The 24,852-nt window shown below is 36.5% G+C and carries 15 protein-coding genes; 2 read left to right on the forward strand and 13 right to left on the reverse strand.

What is annotated here, in order from left to right:
* Positions 1-5: 5 nt before the first annotated feature.
* From IGK27_RS08820 to IGK27_RS08850, 7 genes are all read right to left on the reverse strand, one after another.
* Entirely contained in the window at positions 6-1,736 is a 1,731-nt protein-coding gene (locus IGK27_RS08820; RefSeq protein ID WP_050450724.1) for a sensor histidine kinase, read from the reverse strand.
* The gene (locus IGK27_RS08825; RefSeq protein ID WP_002362905.1) at positions 1,690-2,325 is read right to left on the reverse strand and encodes a YesL family protein; all 636 of its coding nucleotides are present in this window, start codon (positions 2,323-2,325) and stop codon (positions 1,690-1,692) included. The genes IGK27_RS08820 and IGK27_RS08825 overlap by 47 nt, the downstream gene beginning before the upstream one ends.
* A gap of 70 nt (positions 2,326-2,395) precedes the next feature.
* Positions 2,396-3,862, reverse strand: coding sequence for an ABC transporter substrate-binding protein (locus IGK27_RS08830; protein WP_002359878.1), 1,467 nt, complete (start codon positions 3,860-3,862; stop codon positions 2,396-2,398).
* A gap of 23 nt (positions 3,863-3,885) precedes the next feature.
* Positions 3,886-4,809 carry a carbohydrate ABC transporter permease gene (locus tag IGK27_RS08835; RefSeq protein WP_002359877.1) on the reverse strand — a complete coding sequence of 308 codons (924 nt, stop codon included), beginning with the start codon at positions 4,807-4,809 and terminating at the stop codon, positions 3,886-3,888.
* Between the two features lie 11 nt (positions 4,810-4,820).
* Positions 4,821-5,777 carry an ABC transporter permease gene (locus tag IGK27_RS08840; RefSeq protein WP_002356852.1) on the reverse strand — a complete coding sequence of 319 codons (957 nt, stop codon included), beginning with the start codon at positions 5,775-5,777 and terminating at the stop codon, positions 4,821-4,823.
* A 538-nt stretch (positions 5,778-6,315) separates the two neighbouring features.
* Positions 6,316-11,244, reverse strand: a complete 4,929-nt coding sequence (locus tag IGK27_RS08845; protein ID WP_104857274.1) for an isopeptide-forming domain-containing fimbrial protein — start codon at positions 11,242-11,244, stop codon at positions 6,316-6,318.
* Positions 11,245-11,716: 472 nt separating this feature from the next.
* Positions 11,717-12,532, reverse strand: coding sequence for a MerR family transcriptional regulator (locus IGK27_RS08850; protein WP_002383586.1), 816 nt, complete (start codon positions 12,530-12,532; stop codon positions 11,717-11,719).
* A 66-nt stretch (positions 12,533-12,598) separates the two neighbouring features.
* Between IGK27_RS08850 and IGK27_RS08855 the strand changes: the two genes are divergently transcribed.
* Together IGK27_RS08855 and IGK27_RS08860 are read left to right on the forward strand one after the other, a co-directional pair.
* Positions 12,599-14,326 carry an ABC transporter ATP-binding protein gene (locus IGK27_RS08855; protein ID WP_033626417.1) on the forward strand — a complete coding sequence of 576 codons (1,728 nt, stop codon included), beginning with the start codon at positions 12,599-12,601 and terminating at the stop codon, positions 14,324-14,326.
* Between the two features lie 52 nt (positions 14,327-14,378).
* The gene (locus tag IGK27_RS08860) at positions 14,379-16,157 is read left to right on the forward strand and encodes an ABC transporter ATP-binding protein (RefSeq protein ID WP_002374418.1); all 1,779 of its coding nucleotides are present in this window, start codon (positions 14,379-14,381) and stop codon (positions 16,155-16,157) included.
* Between the two features lie 53 nt (positions 16,158-16,210).
* On the opposite strand, the gene trpS is transcribed toward IGK27_RS08860, so the two are convergent.
* The 6 genes from trpS to IGK27_RS08890 form a co-directional block, all read right to left on the reverse strand.
* The gene (trpS, locus tag IGK27_RS08865; RefSeq protein ID WP_002356846.1) at positions 16,211-17,215 is read right to left on the reverse strand and encodes a tryptophan--tRNA ligase; all 1,005 of its coding nucleotides are present in this window, start codon (positions 17,213-17,215) and stop codon (positions 16,211-16,213) included.
* A 161-nt stretch (positions 17,216-17,376) separates the two neighbouring features.
* Positions 17,377-21,156 (reverse strand): Ig-like domain-containing protein, encoded by a 3,780-nt coding sequence (locus tag IGK27_RS08870; RefSeq protein WP_002392721.1) that lies wholly within the window; start codon positions 21,154-21,156, stop codon positions 17,377-17,379.
* Between the two features lie 10 nt (positions 21,157-21,166).
* Positions 21,167-22,135, reverse strand: a complete 969-nt coding sequence (locus tag IGK27_RS08875) for a hypothetical protein (protein WP_002364400.1) — start codon at positions 22,133-22,135, stop codon at positions 21,167-21,169.
* A gap of 100 nt (positions 22,136-22,235) precedes the next feature.
* The gene (locus tag IGK27_RS08880) at positions 22,236-22,907 is read right to left on the reverse strand and encodes a hypothetical protein (RefSeq protein WP_002389246.1); all 672 of its coding nucleotides are present in this window, start codon (positions 22,905-22,907) and stop codon (positions 22,236-22,238) included.
* Positions 22,908-22,919: 12 nt separating this feature from the next.
* Positions 22,920-23,837, reverse strand: coding sequence for a carbohydrate ABC transporter permease (locus tag IGK27_RS08885; RefSeq protein WP_002383582.1), 918 nt, complete (start codon positions 23,835-23,837; stop codon positions 22,920-22,922).
* A complete protein-coding gene (locus IGK27_RS08890) occupies positions 23,810-24,712 on the reverse strand; it encodes a carbohydrate ABC transporter permease (RefSeq protein ID WP_002356840.1) in 903 nt (300 codons plus the stop codon). Before IGK27_RS08890 ends, IGK27_RS08885 begins: the two co-directional genes overlap by 28 nt.
* Positions 24,713-24,852 lie beyond the last annotated feature (140 nt).

A 24,852-nucleotide genomic window follows, 5' to 3' on the forward strand; every position in this document is an offset into this window, starting at 1 on the left:
ACCCCTTATGCTACAAACGAAAGACGAATTGTCGTCCCTTCTCCTTCTTTCCCTTCAATGGTTAAACCATAACTCTCCCCAAAAAAGCGTTGTAAACGTTCATGAACATTTCTTAATCCAATGGATTGTTCCGTTTCTATTTCTGTTTGATTTAAACGTTCGCGAATTTCCTCTAACCGATTGGCGGTAATTCCTTTTCCATTATCTACAACAGCCACAATAATTTTTTCGCCTTCTCGGTAGGCGTGGACCTTAATAGCATTGTCTTGTCGTTGATAGTCAATTCCATGCACAAAATAATTTTCGACAAGCGGCTGAATGATAAACTTAGGAATTTCGACATCAGCAATTGTTTCTTCTATTTCGAACTTATAGGCAAATTGGTCGGGATAACGCATTTGATACAAATACACATACTTTTCACAAAATGAGATTTCCTCTGCCAAGGTCGTGGTTTTTTCTTGGTTAATATTATTCCTAAGTAGCGTTGAAAAAGCATAGACAACATCAGCTAGTTCTTCTTGTTGCCGACTCAAAGCATACATGCGAATATATTCCAACGTATTATAAAGAAAATGAGGATTAATTTGCGACTGTAACGCTCTCATGTGGGCATCACGTTGCTTAATTTCTAAAGTATAAATATCGTGAATGTATTGATCTAAACTGTCTACCATAAAATTAATCGCGGAAGCAATATCATTCAACTCTTCCTGAACTTGATTCGTGTCAATTCGTTCTTTTAAATTGCCATCGCCAATGGCTCGTGTCGCTTCTAAAATTAATTGGACTTGTTGAGAATAGCGTTTAAATAGGCGGTTTAAGCCCACTAATAAAATAACAATCAAAAGTAACCCAATCCCTAAAATGGCTGCATAATTCATAAACAATTGTTGAAATAAGACTCGGCGGCTTGTTAATAAGAGAATGGTACTCCGGCCACTGCTTTCTATTTCCGTAATATCGTAGCGATTATGAAAAACCTGTTGAATGTCACTATCGGTGTGCATTCTTTTATCTAGTTGCCGCTCTTCTTCTTTGGTAAATTGTGCTTTTTCAGAAAAAATTTGATTCCCAGCACTATCATAGATAAACGCATTAATACCTGATTTTTTCAATAAGTCTGCTTGGTTGCCTAGCAACTCTTGACTTGAAAACACAGTGTACAATTCTCCCAACGGTTGTCCTGTATAAGGATCGGAGATAATTCGCATTAGTTGAAAGCCATGTTTTTTAATTGATGACATATCCATTTTTTTCCCATTTGTAGCTGTGCGATTGGCGAACAAAACCTGATCAAATTCATCTAAGCGAATAATCACTTCTTCTAAGTCAGGAAAGGTGCTAAATAATGTACTTAAATTATTTCCAAAGTGGGTACTGACCCGATCTTCCGACCATTGGCTGTAAGTATAGTCAAAGTACTCAGGAGGAGAAAGTTCCATATATTTTCGCATGTTTTCAATTTTACTTGCAGAGCCAGCTAATTCATTAATCATATTCGTCGCCGCATTATTTTTATTCGTTACATAGCTGTCAATTTGGGAAACGGTGTTATTTTTTTGTGAATCAATTGATAAGTTAATTGTATAAGTAACATAAACGCACAAAGCAGCCACCGTTAACAAAATAATACTTGTTAACAGTAGACTGTATTTTTGTACTAATCGATTTAATAAATATTTTTTTTTAAACAGTTTTTTGAAGATTCGCTTCATTTTGTTCCAACTTTCCATCAATAAACTGGCGATTTTTGCGCGTGACATAGGCACACCACATCATAATTAAGGCAAACGAAGCAAATAGTAGCAGTCCTTTCATTTTCCAAGTTAAAGCAACGATACTAATTACACCGAATAAGACTTTAAAAAATACACCGAGGTTTAAAAAGATACTGATAAATGAAAGCTTCATTAAATCAATAGTTGAGATAAAATAGCTTCCTTCATATAGTAGCATATAAATGTAAAAAATAACGAGTATTAGGGAAACAAAAAATAAAATAAATGTAATAATTAACCACATTATTCCGGTAAATTGAACGGCTAAATAAATATTATAAAAAACAAATCCTAAAGTGAAGAGAAAAAGTAAAAAATAACAGTTACTTCTTTTAAAATGTGCTTTCCATGATTCAAATGCTCGTTTAACGGTGATTGCTTGATAATTCATGCCCTCTTCCAAAATGAAATCAGTCATCATTTGGAGTGCTGGGCCAACACCAAAAATAATCCCTCCAGCTAAACTAAATAAAACAAACAGTAAATTTAGTTTGATTACTGTCCAGGAAAGGTAAAACAACCGCTGAATCCCTGTACTTTCCATCTTCCTCTTCCTTTCTATTATGTAAAAGGCTGAGCCAAAAGCGCTCAGCTAATGCCTCAGCCTCCTGTGATTATTTTTGAGATTGGATATATTCGTCTAATTGTGTTTGCATTTCTTTTTGAACTTTATCCCAGCCAGCTGTTTTTAGGTCATCCATTAATTTTGGAAGTGTTTCTTCTGGATCAACAGTTCCTGTATTTAAGCTTGCTGCGTAACGATTCATAACTGTAGCAACGTTAGTGATTTCAGTTTTCACTTTATCATTTACAAAAGTAAAACCAAGAATTGGTGAATCTTTTGCTTCTTCGATGCTCTTATCACGTTCTTTAACCATTTCTTCAGTGACAGATTCTTCTGGCCAAATGATTAAGTTGTTTCCTGTGTTCCAAGCACTCAAATGAGTTGTTGGTGTGTAATCTTTCAATAATTTCACGCGATCATCGCCAACTTTTTCATATTGTTTGCCTTCTTCACCATAAACAAGTCCGTTTAACAATTCTGGATTGCTGTTTAATAAGCCTAGCAATTCAACAGCTTTTTCTTTGTTTTTAGACGTATTTGCAACAACATAGTTAGCCATTTGCGCTTGTGATGTTGTTTTTAATGGTTCTGTTAGTGGACGAGAAACAAGTGGTTTGCCAGCAGCTTGTGTTAAGATTGTATCACCATAATCCATAGGTCCTTGTGTTTCTTGACGCATGAACCAAGTATTGGTATTTAAGTCATATGGTGTTGTACTTGTAGCAGCATCTGTTGGAATCAAGCCATCTTTATACCATTGATGTAAGACTTTTAAGTTATTAATCATGTCTTTGTCGGCATATTGGTTAATAATTTTTGGTGAGCCAGTATCAGTTGTTTTCACTGCAAATGGATATTGGTTACCAATAGGGAAGTCATAATTACCTGTTGCAAAGAATGTTTGGCCGATAGCAAAAGCAGCAATATTTGGTTCTTTTTTATGGAATTCTTTTAGAACTTCGGTTGCACTTTCATAACTACCATCAACTTTACTAATATCTAAATTGTATTTATCGACATATTCTTTATTAAAAGTTAAAACTTGTTGACCGTAAGAGTTACCTAAAATTGGGAACGCATACAGTTTTCCATTGATCGTATTTCCTTTAATATAGTTATCTGGCAATTGATCATAGGCTTCTTTTGCATATTTAGGTGCTAAATCAGTTAAATCAGCATAGGCGCCTTTTTGTGCATTCGTTGCATAATTTTGTGCTAATGAAATATCATAGCTTTCACCAGAAGCAACGATTGTTGACATTTTTTGGTCCCAATCGCCCCAACCAACAAATTCCATTTTTAATTTTGCCCCAATTTTTTTCTCGATAATTTTATTCGCATTATCGATTAATTGGTCATAATTATCTGGTTTGTCCCCAACACGATACATTAATAACGTTGGTGTACTATCATCACCTTTTGACGCTGCATCTTTTGAAGATTTACCGCACGCGCTTAATCCTACAGCTAAAGCTGCTGCGCCAGCTACGGCTAATCCTTTTTGCCATTTTTTCATTCCTTATTTCCTCCTGTACAATTTTATTCTTTCACGCCGCCGATTGTTAAACCACCCACGAAATATTTTTGGAAGAATGGGTAAGTTAACGCAATTGGTAACGTAGATAAGACAACAATCGCCATTCGAGCCGATTCACTTGGTAGAACGCCTAAGCCTTCTTGTGCTGCTGCACCCATATCCGTACTTCTTGATAAGAACTCTAAGTTGTTTTGAATTTTCATCAATAAATACTGTAATGGTACCAAGGTATCTTTTTGAATGTAAAGTAACGCATTGAACCAATCGTTCCAATAACCCAAAGCCGCAAACAAACTAATTGTGGCAATCCCTGGAACGGCTAGTGGTAACACAATGCTGACAAAAATGCGCATTTCACTTGCGCCATCAATACGTGCTGATTCAATAATACTGTCAGGCACGGTTTTCTTGAAAAACGTTCGCATCACTAAAATATTAAATGGTCCTAAAGCTAAAGGCAAAATTAACGCCCAAATTGTATCTTTCAATTGCAATAAGTTTGTCATTACTAAATAGTTCGCAACCATCCCTGGTGAAAATAACATTGTAATTAACGCAAACAATGTAAAGAATTTTTTAAATGGAAAGTTGGAACGAGAAATGACATAGGCATATAATGACGTCATTGTTGCATTGACAATCGTCCCTGTCACAGTAATGAAGACCGTTACCCCTAAGGCATGAATAATGCGTTGACTCATTGCCCCTTGGAAAATGTAACGATAGGCCTCCAATGAAAATTCTTTTGGCCAAAACCGGTAGCCGTTTGCTGCTAATGATCCTTCACTTGTCAATGAAATCATAATAACAAAGAAAAACGGAACCACACAGGAAATAGCAAAAATAGCAATGACAATATTGAAAATCAAATTCGCTGTCGGGTTGAAGGATCGAACGTTAACGCTAGTGACTTTTTTCTTTTTCATAATCCTTCCTCCTAAAATAGTGCTGAATCTGGTTCAATTCGACGAACAACTAAATTCGCAATTAATAACAAACATGCCCCAACGACAGATTGATATAACGCTGCAGCTGCCGTCATGCCTACATCACCAGTAGCCGTTAAGCCATTGTAAATATAGGTATCTAACACACTTGTCACGTTGTAAAGCGCACCTGAGTTTCTTGGTACGATGTAGAACAAACCAAAGTCTGCTCTGAAGATACCGCCGATGTTTAAAATTAATAAAACAGACATCATTGGCAAAATTTGTGGAATCGTAACATTTTTTATTTGTTGCCATTTGTTGGCACCATCCACCATCGCTGCTTCATAGTATGTCGGATCAATCCCCATCACAGAAGCATAGTAGATAATACTGTTGTAGCCTAGACTCTTCCAAACATTTAGGAAGACAAAAATTACTGGCCACCAACGTGGATCTGCATACCAGTTAATCATTGTGCCGCCATTACCAGTAATCCATTGATTCAAAATCCCTTTATCTGGACTTAAAAAGGCATAAACAAAATAGTTAATAACCATCCAAGATAAGAAATATGGTAGCAATGACATCGTGTGATAAACTTTAACCAAGCGACGATTTCTTAATTCACTCATAATAATAGCAAAAGCAATCGCGAAGAATAAGTTAAAGGCTAAAAAGACGACATTGTACAAAATGGTGTTTCTAGTAATTAACCAAGCATCTTTTGACGCAAATAAAAATTTAAAGTTTTCAAAACCAACCCAAGGACTTTCTCTTAGACTAGCTAAGAAACCATCTGGTGAAATATGAAAATCTTTAAATGCGACCACATTGGCTAAGACTGGTATATAGAAGAAAAATATAAACCAGATAAATCCTGGTAACGCCATAAGGATTAAGGCCTTATAACGCCATACATTTTGAAAAAACCCGTTTTTCTTCTTCATTCGTTTCGCTCCTTTCATAAATATAATAGCGTTTTCATAATATCTTTTTAAGGAACAAATTATAGGATTTGAGAAACAAATTATAGATTTTGTGTCATTTTAAGGTAAAAATTTACCGAAATGACTGTTCTTTGTGAAAACGTTTATCTGATATTTTTTTTACAACTGTTTAAGAACCTTAAAAACAATTGGCTAAACCTCACTCATAAAGCGATTTTGCTAGCGTGTATTTGTTTTATAAAATCTGAGAACTTGATAGTTTCACAAAGGATATCCTCTAATTATTTTTGAGGAGGACTATTTTTGAATTTTATCCGTAAAAAACACTAGAGCAATTCGTTTAATTGTAGTTTATTTTTTTGCAGTTTTAATGCAAGCTGGTTCTTTATTATTACTAGCTATTTCACTACTATTTTTCTATTTGCCTTTATGCACACACAATATGTTGGATTTCTTGTTATAAATCAAAAAGAGTTGACGACATAGGTCATTTTGACTTATGTCGTCAACTCTTAAATTTTCAGCTAATTAGTCGTTCTAAAACAATCGATTTTGTTTACTCCTCTTTTTCTTTGTTTCTCTTTATAACATAGAGAATTAATACAATTAAGATCAGTCCTACACCCAGATACGCAAATATTTTTTGGACTTTTTCTCCTGTTTTTGGTAAATAGGATGATTTAGACGTTTCTTTCTTGTTTATGGCAATTTCATTTTTACTATTTTTTGTAGGTTTGTTCTGGTCTGTAACAACTTTTTTTGTTTCCTTTTTATTTTTCGCTGGTTCTTCAGGCGTAATGGGCACTTCTGGTTCTTCTGGTGGATTGATGCCATCACCTACTTTGGCTTTGTTGAGAATGATTTCGCCTGCCTTGGCTTCTTCATTAACGATCACTTTAAAACGAATACTCCGTTCTTTCATATCGGTGATACTTGGGTATTCCGCTGTGATTGTGCCGTTAGTTTCTTTCAAGCTGGTTGGCTGGGGTTCATCACCGACACTTGTTAGGCTATCTTTGACATACGTCAGTCCTTTTGGTAGTTGGTCTGTGATAACTACTTTGTTTAGGACGCCGTTTTCGATGGTGTTGCGGAAGCTAATGGTGTACTCGATAGTTTCGCCTAGTTTTGGTTTGGCGTTATTAACGGTTTTTGTTGCGGCTAGTTTGCCTGCGTTCGTTTCTGGTACCACAGGCACCTCTGGTTCTTCTGGTGGATTAACTGTGTCATCTACTTTGGCTTTGTTGAGAATTGTTTCGCCTGCCTTGACTTCTTCGTTAACGATTACTTTGAAGCGAATACTCCGCTCTTTTGTATCAGTGAGACTTGGGTATTCCGCTGTGATTGTGCCGTTGGCTTCTTTCAAGTTGGTTGGCTTTGGTTCATCACCGACACTTGTTAGGCTATCTTTGACATACGTCAGTCCTTTTGGTAGTTGGTCTGTGATAACCACTTTGTTTAGGACGCCGTTTTCGATGGTGTTGCGGAAGCTAATTGTGTATTCGATAGTTTCGCCTAGTTTTGGTTTAGCGTTATTAACAGTTTTTGTTGCGGTTAATTTGCCTTCTTTTACTCGAGGTGTGATTGGTTCTTCGGGCGTAATGGGCACCTCTGGTTCTTCGGGCGGATTAACTGTGTCATCTACTTTGGCTTTGTTGAGAATTGTTTCGCCCGCTTTCGCTTCTTCATTAACGATCACTTTGAAGCGAATACTCCGCTCTTTCGTATCGGTGATACTTGGGTATTCCGCTGTGATTGTGCCGTTGGCTTCTTTCAAGCTGGTTGGTTTTGGTTCATCACCGACACTTGTTAGGCTATCTTTGACATACGTCAGTCCTTTTGGTAGTTGGTCTGTGATAACTACTTTGTTTAGGACACCATTTTCGATGGTGTTGCGGAAGCTAATTGTGTACTCGATAGTTTCGCCTAGTTTTGGTTTGGCGTTATTAACGGTTTTTGTTGCTGTTAATTTGCCTTCTTTCGCTTCTGGTACCACCGGCACCTCTGGTTCTTCGGGCGGATTAACTGTGTCATCTACTTTGGCTTTGTTGAGAATTGTTTCGCCCGCTTTCGCTTCTTCATTAACGATCACTTTGAAGCGAATACTCCGCTCTTTTGTATCAGTGAGACTTGGGTATTCCGCTGTGATTGTGCCGTTGATTTCTTTCAAGCTGGTTGGTTTTGGTTCATCACCGACACTTGTTAGGCTATCTTTGACATACGTCAGTCCTTTTGGTAGTTGGTCTGTGATAACTACTTTGTTTAGGACGCCGTTTTCGATGGTGTTGCGGAAACTGATTGTGTACTCGATTGCTTCCCCTAGTTTTGGTTTAGCGTTATTAACGGTTTTGGTAGCGGCTAGTTTGCCTTCTTTTACTCGAGGTGTGATTGGTTCTTCGGGTGTAATGGGCACCTCTGGTTCTTCGGGCGGATTAACTGTGTCACCTACTTTGGCTTTGTTGAGAATTGTTTCGCCCGCTTTGGCTTCTTCGTTAACAATCACTTTGAAACGAATACTCCGCTCTTTTGTATCGGTGAGACTTGGGTATTCCGCTGTGATTGTACCGTTAGCTTCTTTCAAGCTGGTTGGTTTTGGTTCATCACCGACACTTGTTAGGCTATCTTTGACATACGTCAGCCCTTTTGGTAGTTGGTCCGTGATAACTACTTTGTTTAGGACGCCGTTTTCGATGGTGTTGCGGAAACTGATTGTGTACTCGATAGTTTCGCCTAGTTTTGGTTTGGCGTTATTAACGGTTTTTGTTGCGGCTAGTTTGCCTGCGTTCGTTTCTGGTACCACCGGCACCTCTGGTTCTTCTGGTGGATTAACTGTGTCATCTACTTTGGCTTTGTTGAGAATTGTTTCGCCCGCTTTCGCTTCTTCGTTAACGATCACTTTGAAGCGAATACTCCGCTCTTTTGTATCGGTGAGACTTGGGTATTCCGCTGTGATTGTGCCTTTGGCTTCTTTCAAGCTGGTAGGTTTTGGTGCATCACCGACACTTGTTAGGCTATCTTTGACATACGTTAGTCCTTTTGGTAGTTGGTCTGTGATAACTACTTTGTTTAGGACACCATTTTCGATGGTGTTGCGGAAGCTAATTGTGTACTCGATAGTTTCGCCTAGTTTTGGTTTGGCGTTATTAACGGTTTTTGTTGCTGTTAATTTGCCAGTTACTTGTTCGTCCGCAATTTTCGCTTCTACTATATTAGAAGTTTCGTTGACTTTTGCAGATGTTAAAATATCTACTGCCTCAACGGTTGCGCTATTAGGCACTAATTCATTTGCTTTTGCTCGTTCATTTATCTGCGCTTTAAATTCGTAAATTGTTTCAGCTGTATCAGCTTTGTAGCTACCTCCTTGTGTAGCAGTTGCACCATTGCCGACACGGACTATAATTTGTTTATTGGTTTCATCATATTCAGCTTGATCATCGCCTGAAGCATCCGTTTTTTCACCAGAATTTGGTCCACTAATAACTTTTAAAGAGCCTGGCAAATAATTTAAGCGACCATCTAGTGCATCCTTCGAGACTGAATTTATCGCTTCTGAATCAGCTTTTGTATTTTTTAGTGAGACACGATACGTGATTGTTTCACCAACTTTGTAAGTTTCTTTTGGTTCCACAATTTCTTTCTTAATTTCAAATTCAGGCGTTTCTGCGTTTACAGCAAAACCAATCGCATTCGTAGAATAATCGTCACCACTACTTGTTGTTCTAAAATTAATTTGGTTTTGTCCAGCATTTAAAACACCTTCGGGAATTGCCATACGATCGATATCAATATCTAAAAAATTAGGATGATCCGGCGCAAATTTTCCTGGATACTTATCTACCATATGTTCATCGTTATCTGTCACAGTTGCGTTCATAGCATTATTAACTGGATTGAGCGTGTTCGAAATATTTACCCAAGTTCCTGCGCTATTTTTAATTTGTGCGTTGTCTCCAGTCCAGTATTTATCTCCTTGAACAGTAAACCAGGTCACAATTGGATCAAGATTTCCTTGTTTTGCTGTTAAAAAGTTGCTCATAGTAAATTCATTATTGGTTCCAGCAGCATTACCACGTGCTCCATAGTAAATACTAAAAGCTCTTGACTTACTTGCCTGATCCTTTGTAACAACAAACAAACTCCAACCACTAAAGTTATAATATTGATATTGACCATTTAAACTACTTGTCATAGGAATATCTGCCAACGTATAACTCCCTGTCGCACTTTTATCCCCTTGTAAAATTGAAGTTACATCTGCATAATTAGAAAATCCAGTGTTATTGTACCCGAAACGTTGTCCTGGGTTTGTTGCATCTTGATCGATACGATGGTACCTTTGGGGCGAAACACGCTGTACGGTTCCATTTGGTGTTGTAAATTGAACTGGTGCACTAATTTCTTCATCAGAAAGATTTGTTCCGTAAGCAGGGCCTTTATATCTAGATGCACTCCAAAATAAGCCCGCCCAAGCAATCTCTTTTGCACCATTTAAATCAATATAAGCCCGACTAGAGTTATACGTATTTGGATCATTGTCAACATCTGCAAATTCTAAAGGAAAATTGTTAATTGCATAACCACTACTTGCTCCTCGTGTGTTTAAAAATGTTTGCGCAGCCGCCGTATTTTCATTCGCAATTTTTAAGTTGGTATTTCCCGTTGAAAAAAGTTCTCCTTTATGAACGCTTTGATAAATCGGTGTATTAAACCCCCGACCAGGTGTTGGTGGCACTAACGGACCAGTAGGTTGCGCCTTTAATGGAGGTTGCTCAGGACTTTCGGTAGCCTGCGTTAGTGCAGTCTCTTGAATACTTTCTGTCGCCTTTCCTGCTTCAGGCTTTGTTTCGTTACTAGTAGTTGAGGTCATTTCATTTGTAGAAGAGACTGTTTCGTTTGCCTGATTTTCTACTTTTGTTTCTGAAGTTTCCTGTTTTTCCTTCGAAACCGACTCTTTATCTGCTAGTATATCTTTACTAGGTAAATCAATTACTAGTGTTCCTTTTTCATTATCTTCTATTAGTACGCTGACCAATAACTTGCTCGACGCTTTTGTAGTTATTTGCCCATTTATGGTAATCTTTCTTGTCGAATTTGGTTGAAAGTTAAGCAGTTTAATATCGGTTGTTTGATCTTTCTCATTTGTTTCAACCTTTGCTTGTTCTTCTAAAGACGTAGGTCCTCGCTCTTCACTTAAAGTATCTAAAACAAATTTGATTGGACTATCATTGGTATTTTTTTGTTTTAAAATGAGATCTTTGATTGGTACATCTCGCGTATTTGTTACTTCGTAAGTGACCGTTTTAATATCTTCTTGAGACGATGTATCTTCTATTTTCCCTATTACTTTGAGCCCGTCTTTTTCAACAGTCTTCTCAGCATCACTTGTTACTTCTTGAGCAAATGCGTTCATCATTGGTAACAAATTTAAAATAAACAGCATGGTAATCATAAGGTAACTCACAAAATTTTTAACTGCTTTATTCATTTACATTCTCCTTCGTTCTTTTCATTTACTTAAACAAATCATCTTCAAACAACTTTTACAATTACTAATTGTTTCTCAACATCCACCTCCATAAAATACTTTTCAACCTTCAATTCTTTCTTTATTTAGCTACAACAACTTTTTTTAACGTACGATTTTCCGTTTCTCCTTATAATCAAAAAGTAACACATTATATTAGCTAAAAAAAGAAAAAAACCCGATATTTCAACAAAAAATCGTGAATTAAATAACACGTTTTATATGAAGCAAATATATTGACTTTCCCTAAAAAAATACAAACATAGGTAAGTTCTAGCTTTAAGAGTAATTTTTTTATTGTTTTCCCTTTAATAACATTCGTTCTAAATTGTTTTAAAAACTAAAAATTTTTTCATGTAATTTTCATTACATTTACCAAAAAAAGAAACTAGCTTAGCTACATTTGCTATTGCTAGTTCCTTTTTTAATTGTTTTACTTTTCCCCTAAAATTTCAATCCAACCATAATAATATTCAATATATTGATTTTCCTCTTCTAGTTGTGTCAAGATATGCTCTCCGACAACGATGCCTGTTTCAAATCCTTGTTTTGCTAAACGCTTTTTTACTTCTTCGATATTATTCAAACGGGTATCTTGTGTATTGACTTTTAAAATAAAGCCTTTGTATTGGCTACTTGATTCTTTGAGCCAAATCACTTTATCTAAACTTTTTTTATTCACATGATTTGCCAAACAAATCCCATACGTCAGTTCATTGGATTCACTTAAATCCCCGTAAATACCTAAAGTTGAAATGTGTTCCATGTAAACTTTCATCTCTTCTGGATCCTCAATATCAACAACAACAATTTTATCAAAAGGAATTGGTTCATCTGAAAAAACCAATGTTTCTAAATCAATTAACGCATGTAAATGTAATTTTCTTTTCTTGATTTCTTTGTATTTATGTTGAAGCCTTTTTATTTCTTGCCCCAGTTGTTCTTCTGTTGCTTCCATGGTGGCATAGAGATCGGTAGGTGTCTTTTTATATAAATTCAACATATCTTTGATAGGAATCCCCATTTTTCGATAAAAATCAATATCATATATTTTGAACAAATCTTCTAAATCAAAGGTTCGATATCCGTTTTCTTCATTGCGTGTTGTACTAATCAACCCTTGCTCGTCCCAATAACGAATCGTGGACTTAGGGATATTTAACAACTCAGAAACATCTTTTATTGTGTAATTTTTTTCCATACTGTTCCCTCCATCAAAAAGTTTAGCATTTCTACTGTTGACATTCAAGTTACTTGAACGTGTACAATGACTCTTTGTAACAGCTAAAACGGTATTGTTTAAGGAGGAAATTTCATGAAATTAATGAAAGAGTTTATTAAAGAAAATAAATGGATTGTTCTTGCGACAACTTTAACCATCTGTTTGCAAATCGCAGGAACCCTTGGCGTCCCTAAATTAGTTGGCAAGTTGATTGATGTGGGCATCGTTAGCGGTGACCAACAAGTAATTAAAACGATTGGCATACAAATGTTTCTTGTGGCATTCATTGGAACAATTGCCGCAATTATTTCTAGCTATTTGTCTGCTTTAGTAGCTGCTAAATTTGGTTTTCAAGTTAGAGGATTGTTCTTTAAAAAATTTCAACAATTCTCGATGAAAAATGTTGATAAATTTGGTTCAAATTCTTTGCTAACTAGAATGACCAACGATGTAGATAATGTTCAAACAATGATTGTGCTGTTTTGCCAATTAATCTTTCCAGCGCCTATTATTAGTTTATTTGCCTTAGTGATGACATTTTCTTATTCAGTTTCACTCGCTTGGGTAACATTGGCTTCCATCGTATTTTACTTAGTCGTTGTTTATTTTTTAATGAAAAAAGGTACCCCTTTATCTTTAAAAATTCAACCAAAAATGGATCGAATTACTACGACTTTACGAGAGTTCTTTACTGGAATTAATATGATTCGTGCGTTCAATAATCAAGATTTTGAAGAGCAGCGAACCAATCAAACATTTAAAAATTATGCTGAACGCATGAGTAAAGTGAATCAAATCTTTGCTTGGATTACTCCCGTTGCCTTTTTATTAATGGGCGTTGTGTACGCCTCTATTTTGTGGTTTGGCGGTAATTTAGTTGCAGTAGGCACCCTACAAATTGGCACCGTTACAGCTGTGATTGAATATACGCTTCTAACTTTGGCCTACTTAATGATCGCGGCTATGGTATTAGTTGTCATTCCACGGTCCGTTGCTTCCTTGAATCGCTTGCAAGAAGTTTTGTCAGAAGAAATTGAAATTAGCGATCCTCACACTGAAGCAACCATTGCTTATCATCCTGAGAAAGCCTTGATTTGCTTCGATCACGTCACGTTTCAATACACAGAAACAGCTGATCCTGTTTTAGAAAGTGTTAGTTTTGTCATTCCTAAAGGAAAAACAACGGCGATTGTTGGTGCAACTGGCGCTGGTAAAAGTACTTTAGTTAAGTTACTTTTACGAATAAATGATGTCACAGCCGGCACGATTAGCTATTCTGGCACAGATATCCGCTCATTATCTCAGCAAACGATTCGCCAAGTCATCAGTTATGTGCCACAAAAAGCCTTTCTTTTCAGTGGGACAATCTTATCAAACTTATTAATGGGAAATGCCGAAGCAACTACAGAAGAAATAAGAACGGCACTAGAAATTTCACAATCTTCTGAATTTATCGATTCCTTACCACAAGGGATTGAAAGTTTCGTAGCACAAGGCGGGTCCAACTATTCTGGTGGTCAAAAACAAAGAATGTGTATTGCACGAGCCTTAATCAAACCGGCAGACGTTTATATTTTCGATGATAGCTTTTCCGCATTAGATTACAAAACTGATGCCGCTCTACGTGCCGCTTTACATGCACAAATGTCGGACAAAACTTTACTCATTGTTGCTCAACGGTTAAGTACAATCATGAACGCTGACAATATTATCGTCCTAGATGAAGGAAGGATTGTTGGTCAAGGCACCCACGCTGATTTACTTACCACTAATAGCTATTACCAAGACTTTGCTAAATCGCAAGGTATCTTACCCAAGTAATTAAAGAAAGGATGTGACTGCTTGAAAGAAAGTTTTCTTTTCAAGCCATACAATGAAAAAAACAATGAATCTTCAAAGCTTTAAACGTTTCTGGAAAATGATTAAACCTGAGCATCCAATCTTTTATGGTCTAATGATCTGCAGTTTAATTGGAAACTTATTAATTGTTGCCATGACCTATATTATGGCAATCGGGATTGATAACCTCTTAGAAGCTATCAAGCGTGTCGGGCTCAAAGGTATGACACTTCCTTTAGTTGAAGAAGCGCTCTTAGGTCCCGTCTTACTTTTAATTCTCTTTTCAATCATTAGTAGTATCACTTCTTTTATTCAGGAACGAGCAATGGCTTCTTTAAGCGAACGGGTTACTTTAAGAATTAGAAAAGAAGTGACAAAAAAGTTTAAAACTTTACCAATGGCCTTCTTTGACAATCACCAAGTGGGCGATATCATTAGTCGTTCAACAACTGGCTTAAACCAATTGTCACAAGTTCTTTTAACAGGCATCAACCAATTTTTCACTTCCGTCGTGACTATCCTTTTTGCAGGAATCATGTTGTTCTATATTGATGCAAAATTAACCATTTTAGTGTTGCTGCTAATTGGCGGCAGTACTTTCATGACGACAAAAATTGCGAATAAAAACAAGGTGTTTGCTGATCAAAGTCAAGCTGAATTAGGTCAATTAAATAATAAGATGGAAGAATATTTAGCAGGAAATTTGGTCACAAAAACCTTTAATCAACAGCAAAATGCTGAAAAAACAATTGATGCTGTTAATCAACAACATTATCGTGCCTTTAAAAAAGCACAGTTTCTAAATTTTGCGATTTATCCAGCTATTCGTTTTATTAATCAGTTGGCTTTTATTATTAGTGCTATCTTAGGCGCAATGCTCGTTTTATCTGGTGGTATTACGATTGGTTTCTTGCAAGCGTATTTGCAATATATCAACCAAATTTCTGAGCCGATTTCTACCGCTTCTTATGTCATTAACTCAATTCAAGCAGCGATGGCTTCCATTGATCGGATTTTTGTTATCTTAGATGAAGCTGATGAACAGCCAGAAGCAACTCATTTAGAAACTATTTCTTCTCCTAAAGGAGCCATTGAATTTAAAAATGTTCAATTTGGCTACACACCAGAAAAAATTTTAATGAAGAATGTTGATTTTTCTGTTCAACCGAAAAAAACAGTGGCCATTGTAGGACCCACCGGCGCTGGTAAAACAACATTAGTCAACTTATTAATGCGTTTCTATGAAATAAATCAAGGTGCCATTACTTTTGATGGGATTGATATTACGAAACTTTCTCGACAAAATCTAAGAAATTTATTTGGCATGGTTTTACAAAACACTTGGCTATTTGAAGGAACCGTAGCAGATAATATTGCCTATGGAAAAAAAGATGCTTCTCGTGAAGAAATAATTGAAGCAGCTAAAATTGCTCAATGTGATCATTTTATTCGGACCCTTCCTCAAGGATATGACACAATTATTTCTAGCGAAAATGGTGCATTATCACAAGGGCAACAACAGTTATTAACCATCGCCCGAATCATTTTAGCAAATCCGCCCGTTGTTATTCTCGATGAAGCAACTTCGAGTGTGGACACACGAACAGAAGCCCATATTCAAAAAGCGATGGAAACTGTCACAGAAAATCGAACAAGCTTCGTTATCGCTCATCGATTATCCACGATTGAAAATGCTGATTTAATTTTAGTGATGAAAAATGGCGATATTATTGAAAAAGGAACGCATCAGGAACTATTACAAGCTCCGACTCTTTACGCCAGCTTATATAATAGTCAATTTCAAACCACTTAAAAAGAACTGGAACAAGTCATTCTTCTTTTGACTCGTTCCAGTTCTTTTATTGCTTAGAAATATTGAATTCCCATTGCTTTTTTGACTTCTGTTAAGGTTTGTGCTGCCACTTTTTCAGCAGCAAGACTTCCTTTATGCAACATTTCCATAATCGCTTCTGGATTTTTAGCCAGCTCTTCACGACGTCGACGAATCGGTGCGAGTTCTTCTTCTAAGACATCAATTAAGTAACGTTTAATTTTCACATCTCCTAAACCGCCATGACGATAGTGCTCTTTTAATTCTTCAATATATTCTTTCTCTTTCCCAAAGACATCCAAGTAAGTAAAGACCATATTTCCTTCAACTTGTCCTGGGTCCTCTATACGAATATGATTTGGATCGGTATACATACTCATTACTTTTTTCTGTACCACTTCAGCTGGATCTGAAAGATAGATACCATTGCCTAAAGACTTACTCATTTTTCCGTTGCCATCAATTCCTGGCAAGCGTCCCATGCCTTTTGGTGGTAACACAGCTTCCGGTCTAACTAAAACTTCACCGTACGTCTGATTAAAACTATGCACAATTTCTTGCGCTTGTTCCAACATTGGTTTTTGGTCTTCCCCAACTGGGACTAAGTTCGCTTGAAAGGCAGTAATATCAGCAGCTTGTGAAACGGGATAAATAAAGAATCCTGTCGGAACACCTTCCCCAAATTTTTTTTGCTCAATTTCTGCTTTGACCGTTGGATTCCGACGAACACGTGACGTGGTCACTAAATTTAGATAGTACATTGTTAATTCAGCTAACTGTGGAATTTGCGATTGGATAAAAATTGTTGTTTTCGTAGGGTCTAAACCAACTGCTAAATAGTCCAAAGCAACTTCTAAAACATTGGCTGAAACTTTTTCGGGATTTTTTGCATTATCTGTCAATGCTTGTAAATCTGCAATCATGACAAATAATTGATTTGTAGGGTCTGCTTGCATTTCTACTCGTTTTTTTAAGGAACCTACGTAATGTCCTAGGTGCAATTTACCAGTTGGACGATCACCTGTTAAGATAGTATTCATTGTCTACACACCTTTATCGTTTACTTTCATTTATTATTTTACCTTGTTTTAAAAAGAATGAATAGTAGGCAATAGAATATTTATTGATTCTAGATAATCGAAGAGACTAGAAAGATTGCAAGGTACAGCAATTCTTGTTCCAGTCTCTTCAAACAGTTTATTTATTTTGTGACTTTAATTGAAAATTGTGCAGTCACTATCGGTAAAACTTTGCTTGTTACTTTGATTTGATAATTTCCTGCAGCAGTCGTTGCTTCTGTCCTAATCAGACCGTTTTCATCTACACTTACTGTATTGCCAGCATCTGGTGTAACCAACTCATACGTTACTTGCGAGCTCCAAGCATCCGTTTCTGTGTGCGGCGCTTGACCAATCACTTTAGATTGAATTTGATAATTTTCGCCTGATTTTATAGTGGCTGTTTCTGTAGCAAATTGAATTCTTTCAGGAATCGCATGAGTTTGCACGACTTGGAAGATTTTTCGTTCATCGGGATTCGCAATTCCTATTTTTTCTTCTACTGCAGCAGGGAACTGGTAAGTACCTGGCGGGCTACTTGGCGAATAATTACTAACATCGTCATCCCAAGAAATAACCTTCAATTTCGTTTCGCTACCATCATCTAATTTTGCAATTACTTCAGTTGGCAAATTCAGTTCGCCTCGCGAGGTGCCTGTTAGTCGATCCAGCGTAGGCAATTCCTTGAATCCAACAATATGTTTAGCGGTGACTTTTACATTGGCAATAATTGGCATTGAGACACCTGCTGCTCGTCCTACAACAGTGAATGTTCCTTCTTTTTGATAAGAAGATGCTGGAACTTCTGACCAATTGACAGTCACTTCTCGTTGTGAACCATCCGAATAAAAAATAGTTGTTTTTTCTGGTAGTTTAGGGGCTTGACCCGCTTCTGTCGTGACCTCAATCGACTCATGTTTGACTTCGAAAACATTCGATAAAACAATTTTAGGAGCTAAACTATCCTCTGTTAGCTGTTGACCAGTTGGCAAGGTCAATTTGCCTGCTAAAAAGTCTTGATAGGCCTTTTGTGCGCCTTCTTTTGAAAAAGCATCAAACCCAGCATTATCAGAATCATAACCAGGCAAACGACTGTCTGTAATCGCTAATAAGAAACTTAACTTGGCTGGAATTTTCTCACCACTTTGAATTAGCTTCCGTAGATAGTTACTAATATCAATAGAGATTGTATTTTGATTATTCATAATTGAGCTATTTGTAAAAGATTGTCGAGCAATAAATTCTTCATTTGGTACATTTAAATTATTTGGACCATTGTTCCAAGTAATGGTGTTACTCATCCAATTAGTATCTGTTCCATAAACATCTACTTGGAACTGCGTATTTTTCAAACGTTCATCATTTGTATTTCCAGCACCATTCCACGCATCATAACGCATCACATTTAGTTCTAAATTGGCACTTTTTAGTGATTGATAGTTCTTCAATTCTTGTGTATCAATTTCAACGTAAATCCGGCGATTATACCCCGCAGAACTAGCATTTTTTAATTTTAATGCGTAATTGCCCGTATAGTTTACTCCATAAGGATATTTATAGGCGTCTCCTGAACTAATGGCAGCAGTACCGCCTGCTATAGCAGAGTATGCTCGGTTACCATCACTCTTTTGAACATAGGCAGTTTGGGCTGTTTTTAGTTTAACGGTGTCTTTTCCTTCACCAAGTTCGCCCTCAAAAGAGACCTTGGCTGTTACTTTGACAGCATCTATCGGTAAGCCGATAACTGTTGCTGCAACTTCAATTGTACCTGCTGTATTAATTTTTTCTTGAGGGATTGCTTCCCATTGTAACTTAAATTCTTTTTTGCCTGTCGCAACCACTTCTTCATTAACGACTTCTTCGTACGTTAGTTCAACTTGCTCTGGCAAATTAGGATACACACCTGTTGCCGAACTAATTTCTAACACTTGATTTTGATAACGAATACTTTTTTCAATTGTGGATGCTTGTTGCGCACCAATATCTAAAACTTTATTTTTCAAGCTATTTCCAAAGAAGTCTTCTGCCGCACTGTTCACTTCCGACAAACCTTTACCAATCGCTGGAGAGGTTTCTTTTAATTGGAACATTTGTGCTCGCTGACGTAAGCGTTCTTTGGAAGTAAATTCAACCACATTATCTTTTGTTGGTTTCAATGTCGTAAATTCTTGCTCTGCCAACTCTTTCACTTTTTCAGGGTTATCTGTGATTTCTAATTGTGGTTTTTCAAAAATGTTTCCACTTGATACTAATTTTTCAACAGTTGCACCACTTTTTTCTGTAGCAATTTCTTTTGGCCAAATAACATTATTTTTGAAATATTTTTCTGGATTATCGACCATTTTACGTTCAATTGGTTGTGTCCCATTTGTTGGATAATTAGATAAGAATTTTAATTGTCCGGTACCTTCTTTGTATAAAATATTATTGTAAAAATTGGCTACTGTACCACTGTTGTCAGAACTATTTCCTTCACCAAATAATGATGTTGAAATACCGTCGCCAACATAAATCGTATTATTGTGGATAGTTGGCATTGCCGCTCCATCATTTTTCACCCAATAATGGAAAATGCTTTGTTCTTTATAATTGTAGCCACCAGCTCCGCCTGGATTGTCTTTACCTGTTCCTCGGTTACCACCGCCGTCATTAGCTGAGATATTGTACCGAATAACCGAATTTTTTTGATCAGACATAAGCAATAAAAAGCCGCCAGTATTATGATGTGAATAGTTATATTGATAAATAACATTGTTTGACTGCATGTCCACATCATAAGCTTCAGCATCGTTAAATCCATATTTGATTCCGTATACTTCGTTATATTGGAACAGTCCGTCATCTACAGACATTGCCCAAACGCCCGCGTAATTTTGTGTACCATAATCGGCATTGCACATTCGGACAGCAACATTTCCTTCGACGACACCGCCACTTTTGGCTTCTGACAAGACAATCCCGTCGCCAGCAATATCTTCTAAATAGTTATTACGAATCGTAATATTAGAAAACGTTTTGTAGAAAGTGTTGCCTCTTGAGGTATCTGAATCAGCTTTTGTTCGAATTCCTTCAAGTCCCACTCGTTGAATCACATTATTTTCAATCAAAATATCATTAAATCCAGTCGTTGTTCGATGATCATTGGCTGCCGTTACTACATTGCCATTCTCATCAAACCAACTTCCTAAAACAATAATTCCACCTACCGCTTTTAATCGTTTGGTTGCAGTATTCCCACTTAGATTCAAATAATATTCTGTTTGAACATCATGAACATAGTTATTCCTTATCGTGACACTATTGAACGTTCGATTTTGTTCATATCCTAGTACTAATATCCCCGCTCTTTGAGCATCTCCTGGTTTCTTATAGCCTTCGAGATTATCTAGCTCTGGTGTATTTGTCACTTCTAAATTTGAAATATCCCAATATTCTTGGTTCACTAACTGCACGGCCCCTGAGATTGCACGTTTGAAAGTCCCTGTGCTGTAGGTGCCACCACCGTTAATAATCGGACGCCGTGTTGTTTCAAAAATGGTTTCTCCTTTGTCATTCGTATCATAAAAATCAATGACAATCTTTTGTGCCGCTGTCCCATTCCCTTTTGGATGCAACAATTGGTTATTCCAGGTACTTTGCGCATTCAGCAGAAGATGGTCGCCTGGCTGAAACTCCGTCTGATTCACTTTTTCAAAATCACGCCAAGCACTGGCTGGAGACTGCCCATCATTGGCATTATTTCCTCCTTCCCCATCCACATAGTAGGTCGTCCCACTTTGAGCGACACCTACTGAACGAAAAAGTAACGGTTGATCACTCACTGTTTCCCCATAAGCAGGAAGACTAAATAATTGAAGCTGGGAAAAAACAAGCAAAATAGAAAGGAAGATGGTTACACTTTTAAAATACGCTTTTTTTCTCATTTTCTGCTCCTTAACTGTTTTTATTTTGATAATTTTGAAAAAACTTTTCTCTGTCTTTCTCCAACAAGTCTACTTTGGTTGCTTGTTGATACGTAGCTAATTTCTCTTTGTAGCGTGTGTTGATATAGGCATTTTTGCCAAATTGTGGTGCTTCTTCAAACTGTAAAAGTTGCCCTCCTTCCTTATTAAAAATATAAAAGTATTGGTTTTCGTGGTATCCTTTTACCACGGTACCAACAGCTTTTTCACTAAGAATCTCCCCAACAGACAACGAATAAATATCCTCTTTTTGGATTTCTGCACTCTTCAATTGATACGATTCAATAACAAGATTAGGTAATTTATTTTGCCACTCCAATAACGTCTCCTCATAAGATAGATTCGGAGAGATTGCTTCGGCTATTTTTTCTAATTCTGCTTGCTTACCTGAAAAAGTTGGAATTTCAATTGCTTCAACAAAGTAATCGGTCTTTTTATATTTATCATCCAATTGCTCAAAGGCCTGCCGCAATTCTTTTTGCGTTGGCTTTTCTTTCTCCATTAATTTCTCTTTTATTTGGTCCTGTAATTGTTGATCTTTTGCATCTAAAAATTGCCAGAGCGTTAAACTGCTCTTTTGGTCTTGCCATTCTTTTTTTTCTTGCCCAAATGTTTGTGAGTGGGCTATTTCTAACTCCGTCGCCAGTTGTCTAATCATTTTATGTTGTACTAAATCCTCCATTGCAACCTTCAGTAGTTCCTGAGTGGGTGATTTTCCGTTATACGTTTTGCGCCAGAAATTTTTCCCAAACGAAGTTAAATTATTCTGATCAGAGAATTGCTTCGCTACACGATTCATATTTTTATCGCCATAAACAATTAATTCTTCGACTTGGATTGCTTCGTTATTAATCATACTTTGCTGGCTGGTAGTAAAAATAACGAGCACAAAAATAGCACCTATCAAAAAGCTACTTAAAATAATTATTTTTTTCTTCATTCGTTCGCTCCCTCCACTTTAATAAACAAGGCAAGAACAAAATAAGCAATCCCACCTTCATTCATTTTCCTGAAAATCGAGATTACTTATTATGTAAAAATTATTTATTCTTTTTTTGCTTTTCATGCAATTTCCCAGTATTTAAATAAATAATCCCTAGGAAAAGGACAGGGGTTACAACAAACCCAAACTGTGGCTTCAAAAACATCATTGCAAACATTGAGAATAGTAAAAAAACATTTAGACAGCTGACATACCATTTCCGCAGTCCATAGTAAACAGAAATCCGAAACACATCTTTAAAAGAAGCTTGCGGGTTTCGTACTTGAAAATACCAAGCATTCAGCATAATAGCTAACCCAAAAATTAGCAGAAGGACCATCAACGGAATAAACCATTTACCAATCGTTGTTTTGGCAAAAAAGAATATATCTGTCACACTGATGATGCTACTTCCTAAGCCTAGCAAGCTGATAAGAAAGCCTCTTAACCCAAACTGACGAAACTTTTGAAAAAAAGTTTTAAATGGATCCAGCTCCTTTTCTTCTTTAAAAGTATCGATTAAACCTAAAAGTGCAATCATCCCTGCCCCCATCGGCAGCAACGTTACTACAAAAAGTGGGAGGTTTCGTGGATCAATGTCTAAGCTAATCACCGCTATGAAAAAAGGAATGTTCACTAAGAGAAGCCCTAGATTACCGATAAATAAAATGTAAAGCCAGCGAAAAATTTTCATATAGATATTATTATCAAAGGTTTGCTTAGTAAACATTCAAACTTCCTCCTAATTCTTCATTCCAGATGTAGCAATACCTTCAACAAAGTATTTTTGCATTGCTAAAAAGACAATCCCTACTGGTAAAATAGAAACCACTGATGCGGCCATGATTAAGGCATATTCAGCATCAAATAAACCGACGAACATTTTCAAACCTAACTGAATCGTTTTATTCTCAGTAGAAGATAAATAAATGAAAGGTCCCATATAGTCATTCCATGTATTCACAAAAGTAATAATCGTGAGACTGGCTAAAGCTGGTTTGGTTAATGGTAAAATAATTTTCCAATAAATTCCCCACTCACTTAACCCATCAATCCGCGCACTTTCACATAGTGAATCTGGAATACTACTGTAATATTGTTTCAGTAAAAAGACCCCAAATGCATTAAATGCTTGTAATAAAACAAGTGACCATAACGTGTCAGTCAAACCTAATTGACGCATCATAATAAATTGTGGAATCATATACGATTGCCAAGGAATAGCAATTGTTGCGATGTACGTAATAAAAAGTGTATCTCTTCCTCTAAAATTCATTTTTGAAAAGCCATATGCTGCAAAGCTTGAAGTAAATAGTTGAATAATCGTAATCACAATACTTAAAAATAACGTATTTTTAAAGAAAGTTAACAACGGAATGCGTTCCCAAATAACGGAATAGTTTTCTGGATGCCAACTTTTAGGAATCCATTGAATTGGAATGGTGAAAACTTCATTGTTTGTTTTAAATGATGCTGAAACCATCCAAATGAAAGGCACCAAAGTAATTAACGCAAGTAAAGTTAAGAGAATGATTACAAGGATCCCACCAGGTGTGACTTTTTCTGCTTTTTTCGTTTTTGCTTTTCGAGTATTTTCTTTTTTTGAAAAAGTTGCTTCCATCTTTTCTCCTCCTAAACTTTCTCTTGATGTTGATTCCATTTAAATTGGGCCACAGTAATCGCTAGAACGATGATGAATAAGACCATCGCAATGGCTGATGCATAACCAAAATTAAATTTGACAAAGGCTTCATTGTAAATTTCGTAAACTAACACATTCGTTGCACGTCCTGGTCCACCACCAGTCATAACTTGAACTAAGTCAAACACTTTGAAACAGTTAATTACAAGCATGATAGTCACGAAAAAGGTCGTTGGTCGTAGTGAAGGTAAGGTAACATTTAAAAATTGATTCCATTTACCCGCGCCATCCATTGACGCTGCTTCATATAATTCTCTTGGCACACTTTGTAAACCAGCTAAATACAAAATCATATAATACCCCATAAAGCGCCACACACTAACGATGATAATTGCTGGTAAAGCCCAAGTAGAACTAGATGTCCAGCCAGGAGGATTTTCAATAAATAATTTCAAAAATTGATTAATTGGTCCCATTGTTGGATGAAATAGCATATTCCAAACGACCGCAATCGCAACTAATGACGTTACATAAGGAAAGAAAAAAGCCGTTCTAAAAAATTTCATCCCTCTAATTTTACGATTCAACAAAATCGCTAGTCCTAATGAGCAAATCAATGTTAACGGAACAACACCAATCGTATAGATAAACGTTTGTTTTAACGAAATCCAAAACGTATCATCATGAATCATTTTGGTGAAATTTTTCATTCCGACAAATTCAGGAGTTGAAAAAGAATCCCAACTCATAAAAGCTAAAATCAGTGAACAGATAACCGGGATTAAAGTGAAGAGGAAAAAGCCAATAAAGTTTGGTGCGATAAAAGATAACGCAGTCCACGTATTTTTTCGTCTCAATTTATTTGCTGTTTTTGTTTTTGAAGTAATTTCCATAATTGTATTCTGTTAAGTGAACTTAACAGGCCCTCCTTCCAAACTCAAGCTACATTCTTTATTTAAAAAAATAAGCTGAAATTCATTGTAGGTTACTCATTTCAGCTTATTTTTTTCATCAATCTTTTGTGTTTTTGCAG

It is taken from the genome of Enterococcus sp. DIV0236 (assembly GCF_050558525.1).
Lineage (GTDB): Bacteria > Bacillota > Bacilli > Lactobacillales > Enterococcaceae > Enterococcus > Enterococcus faecalis.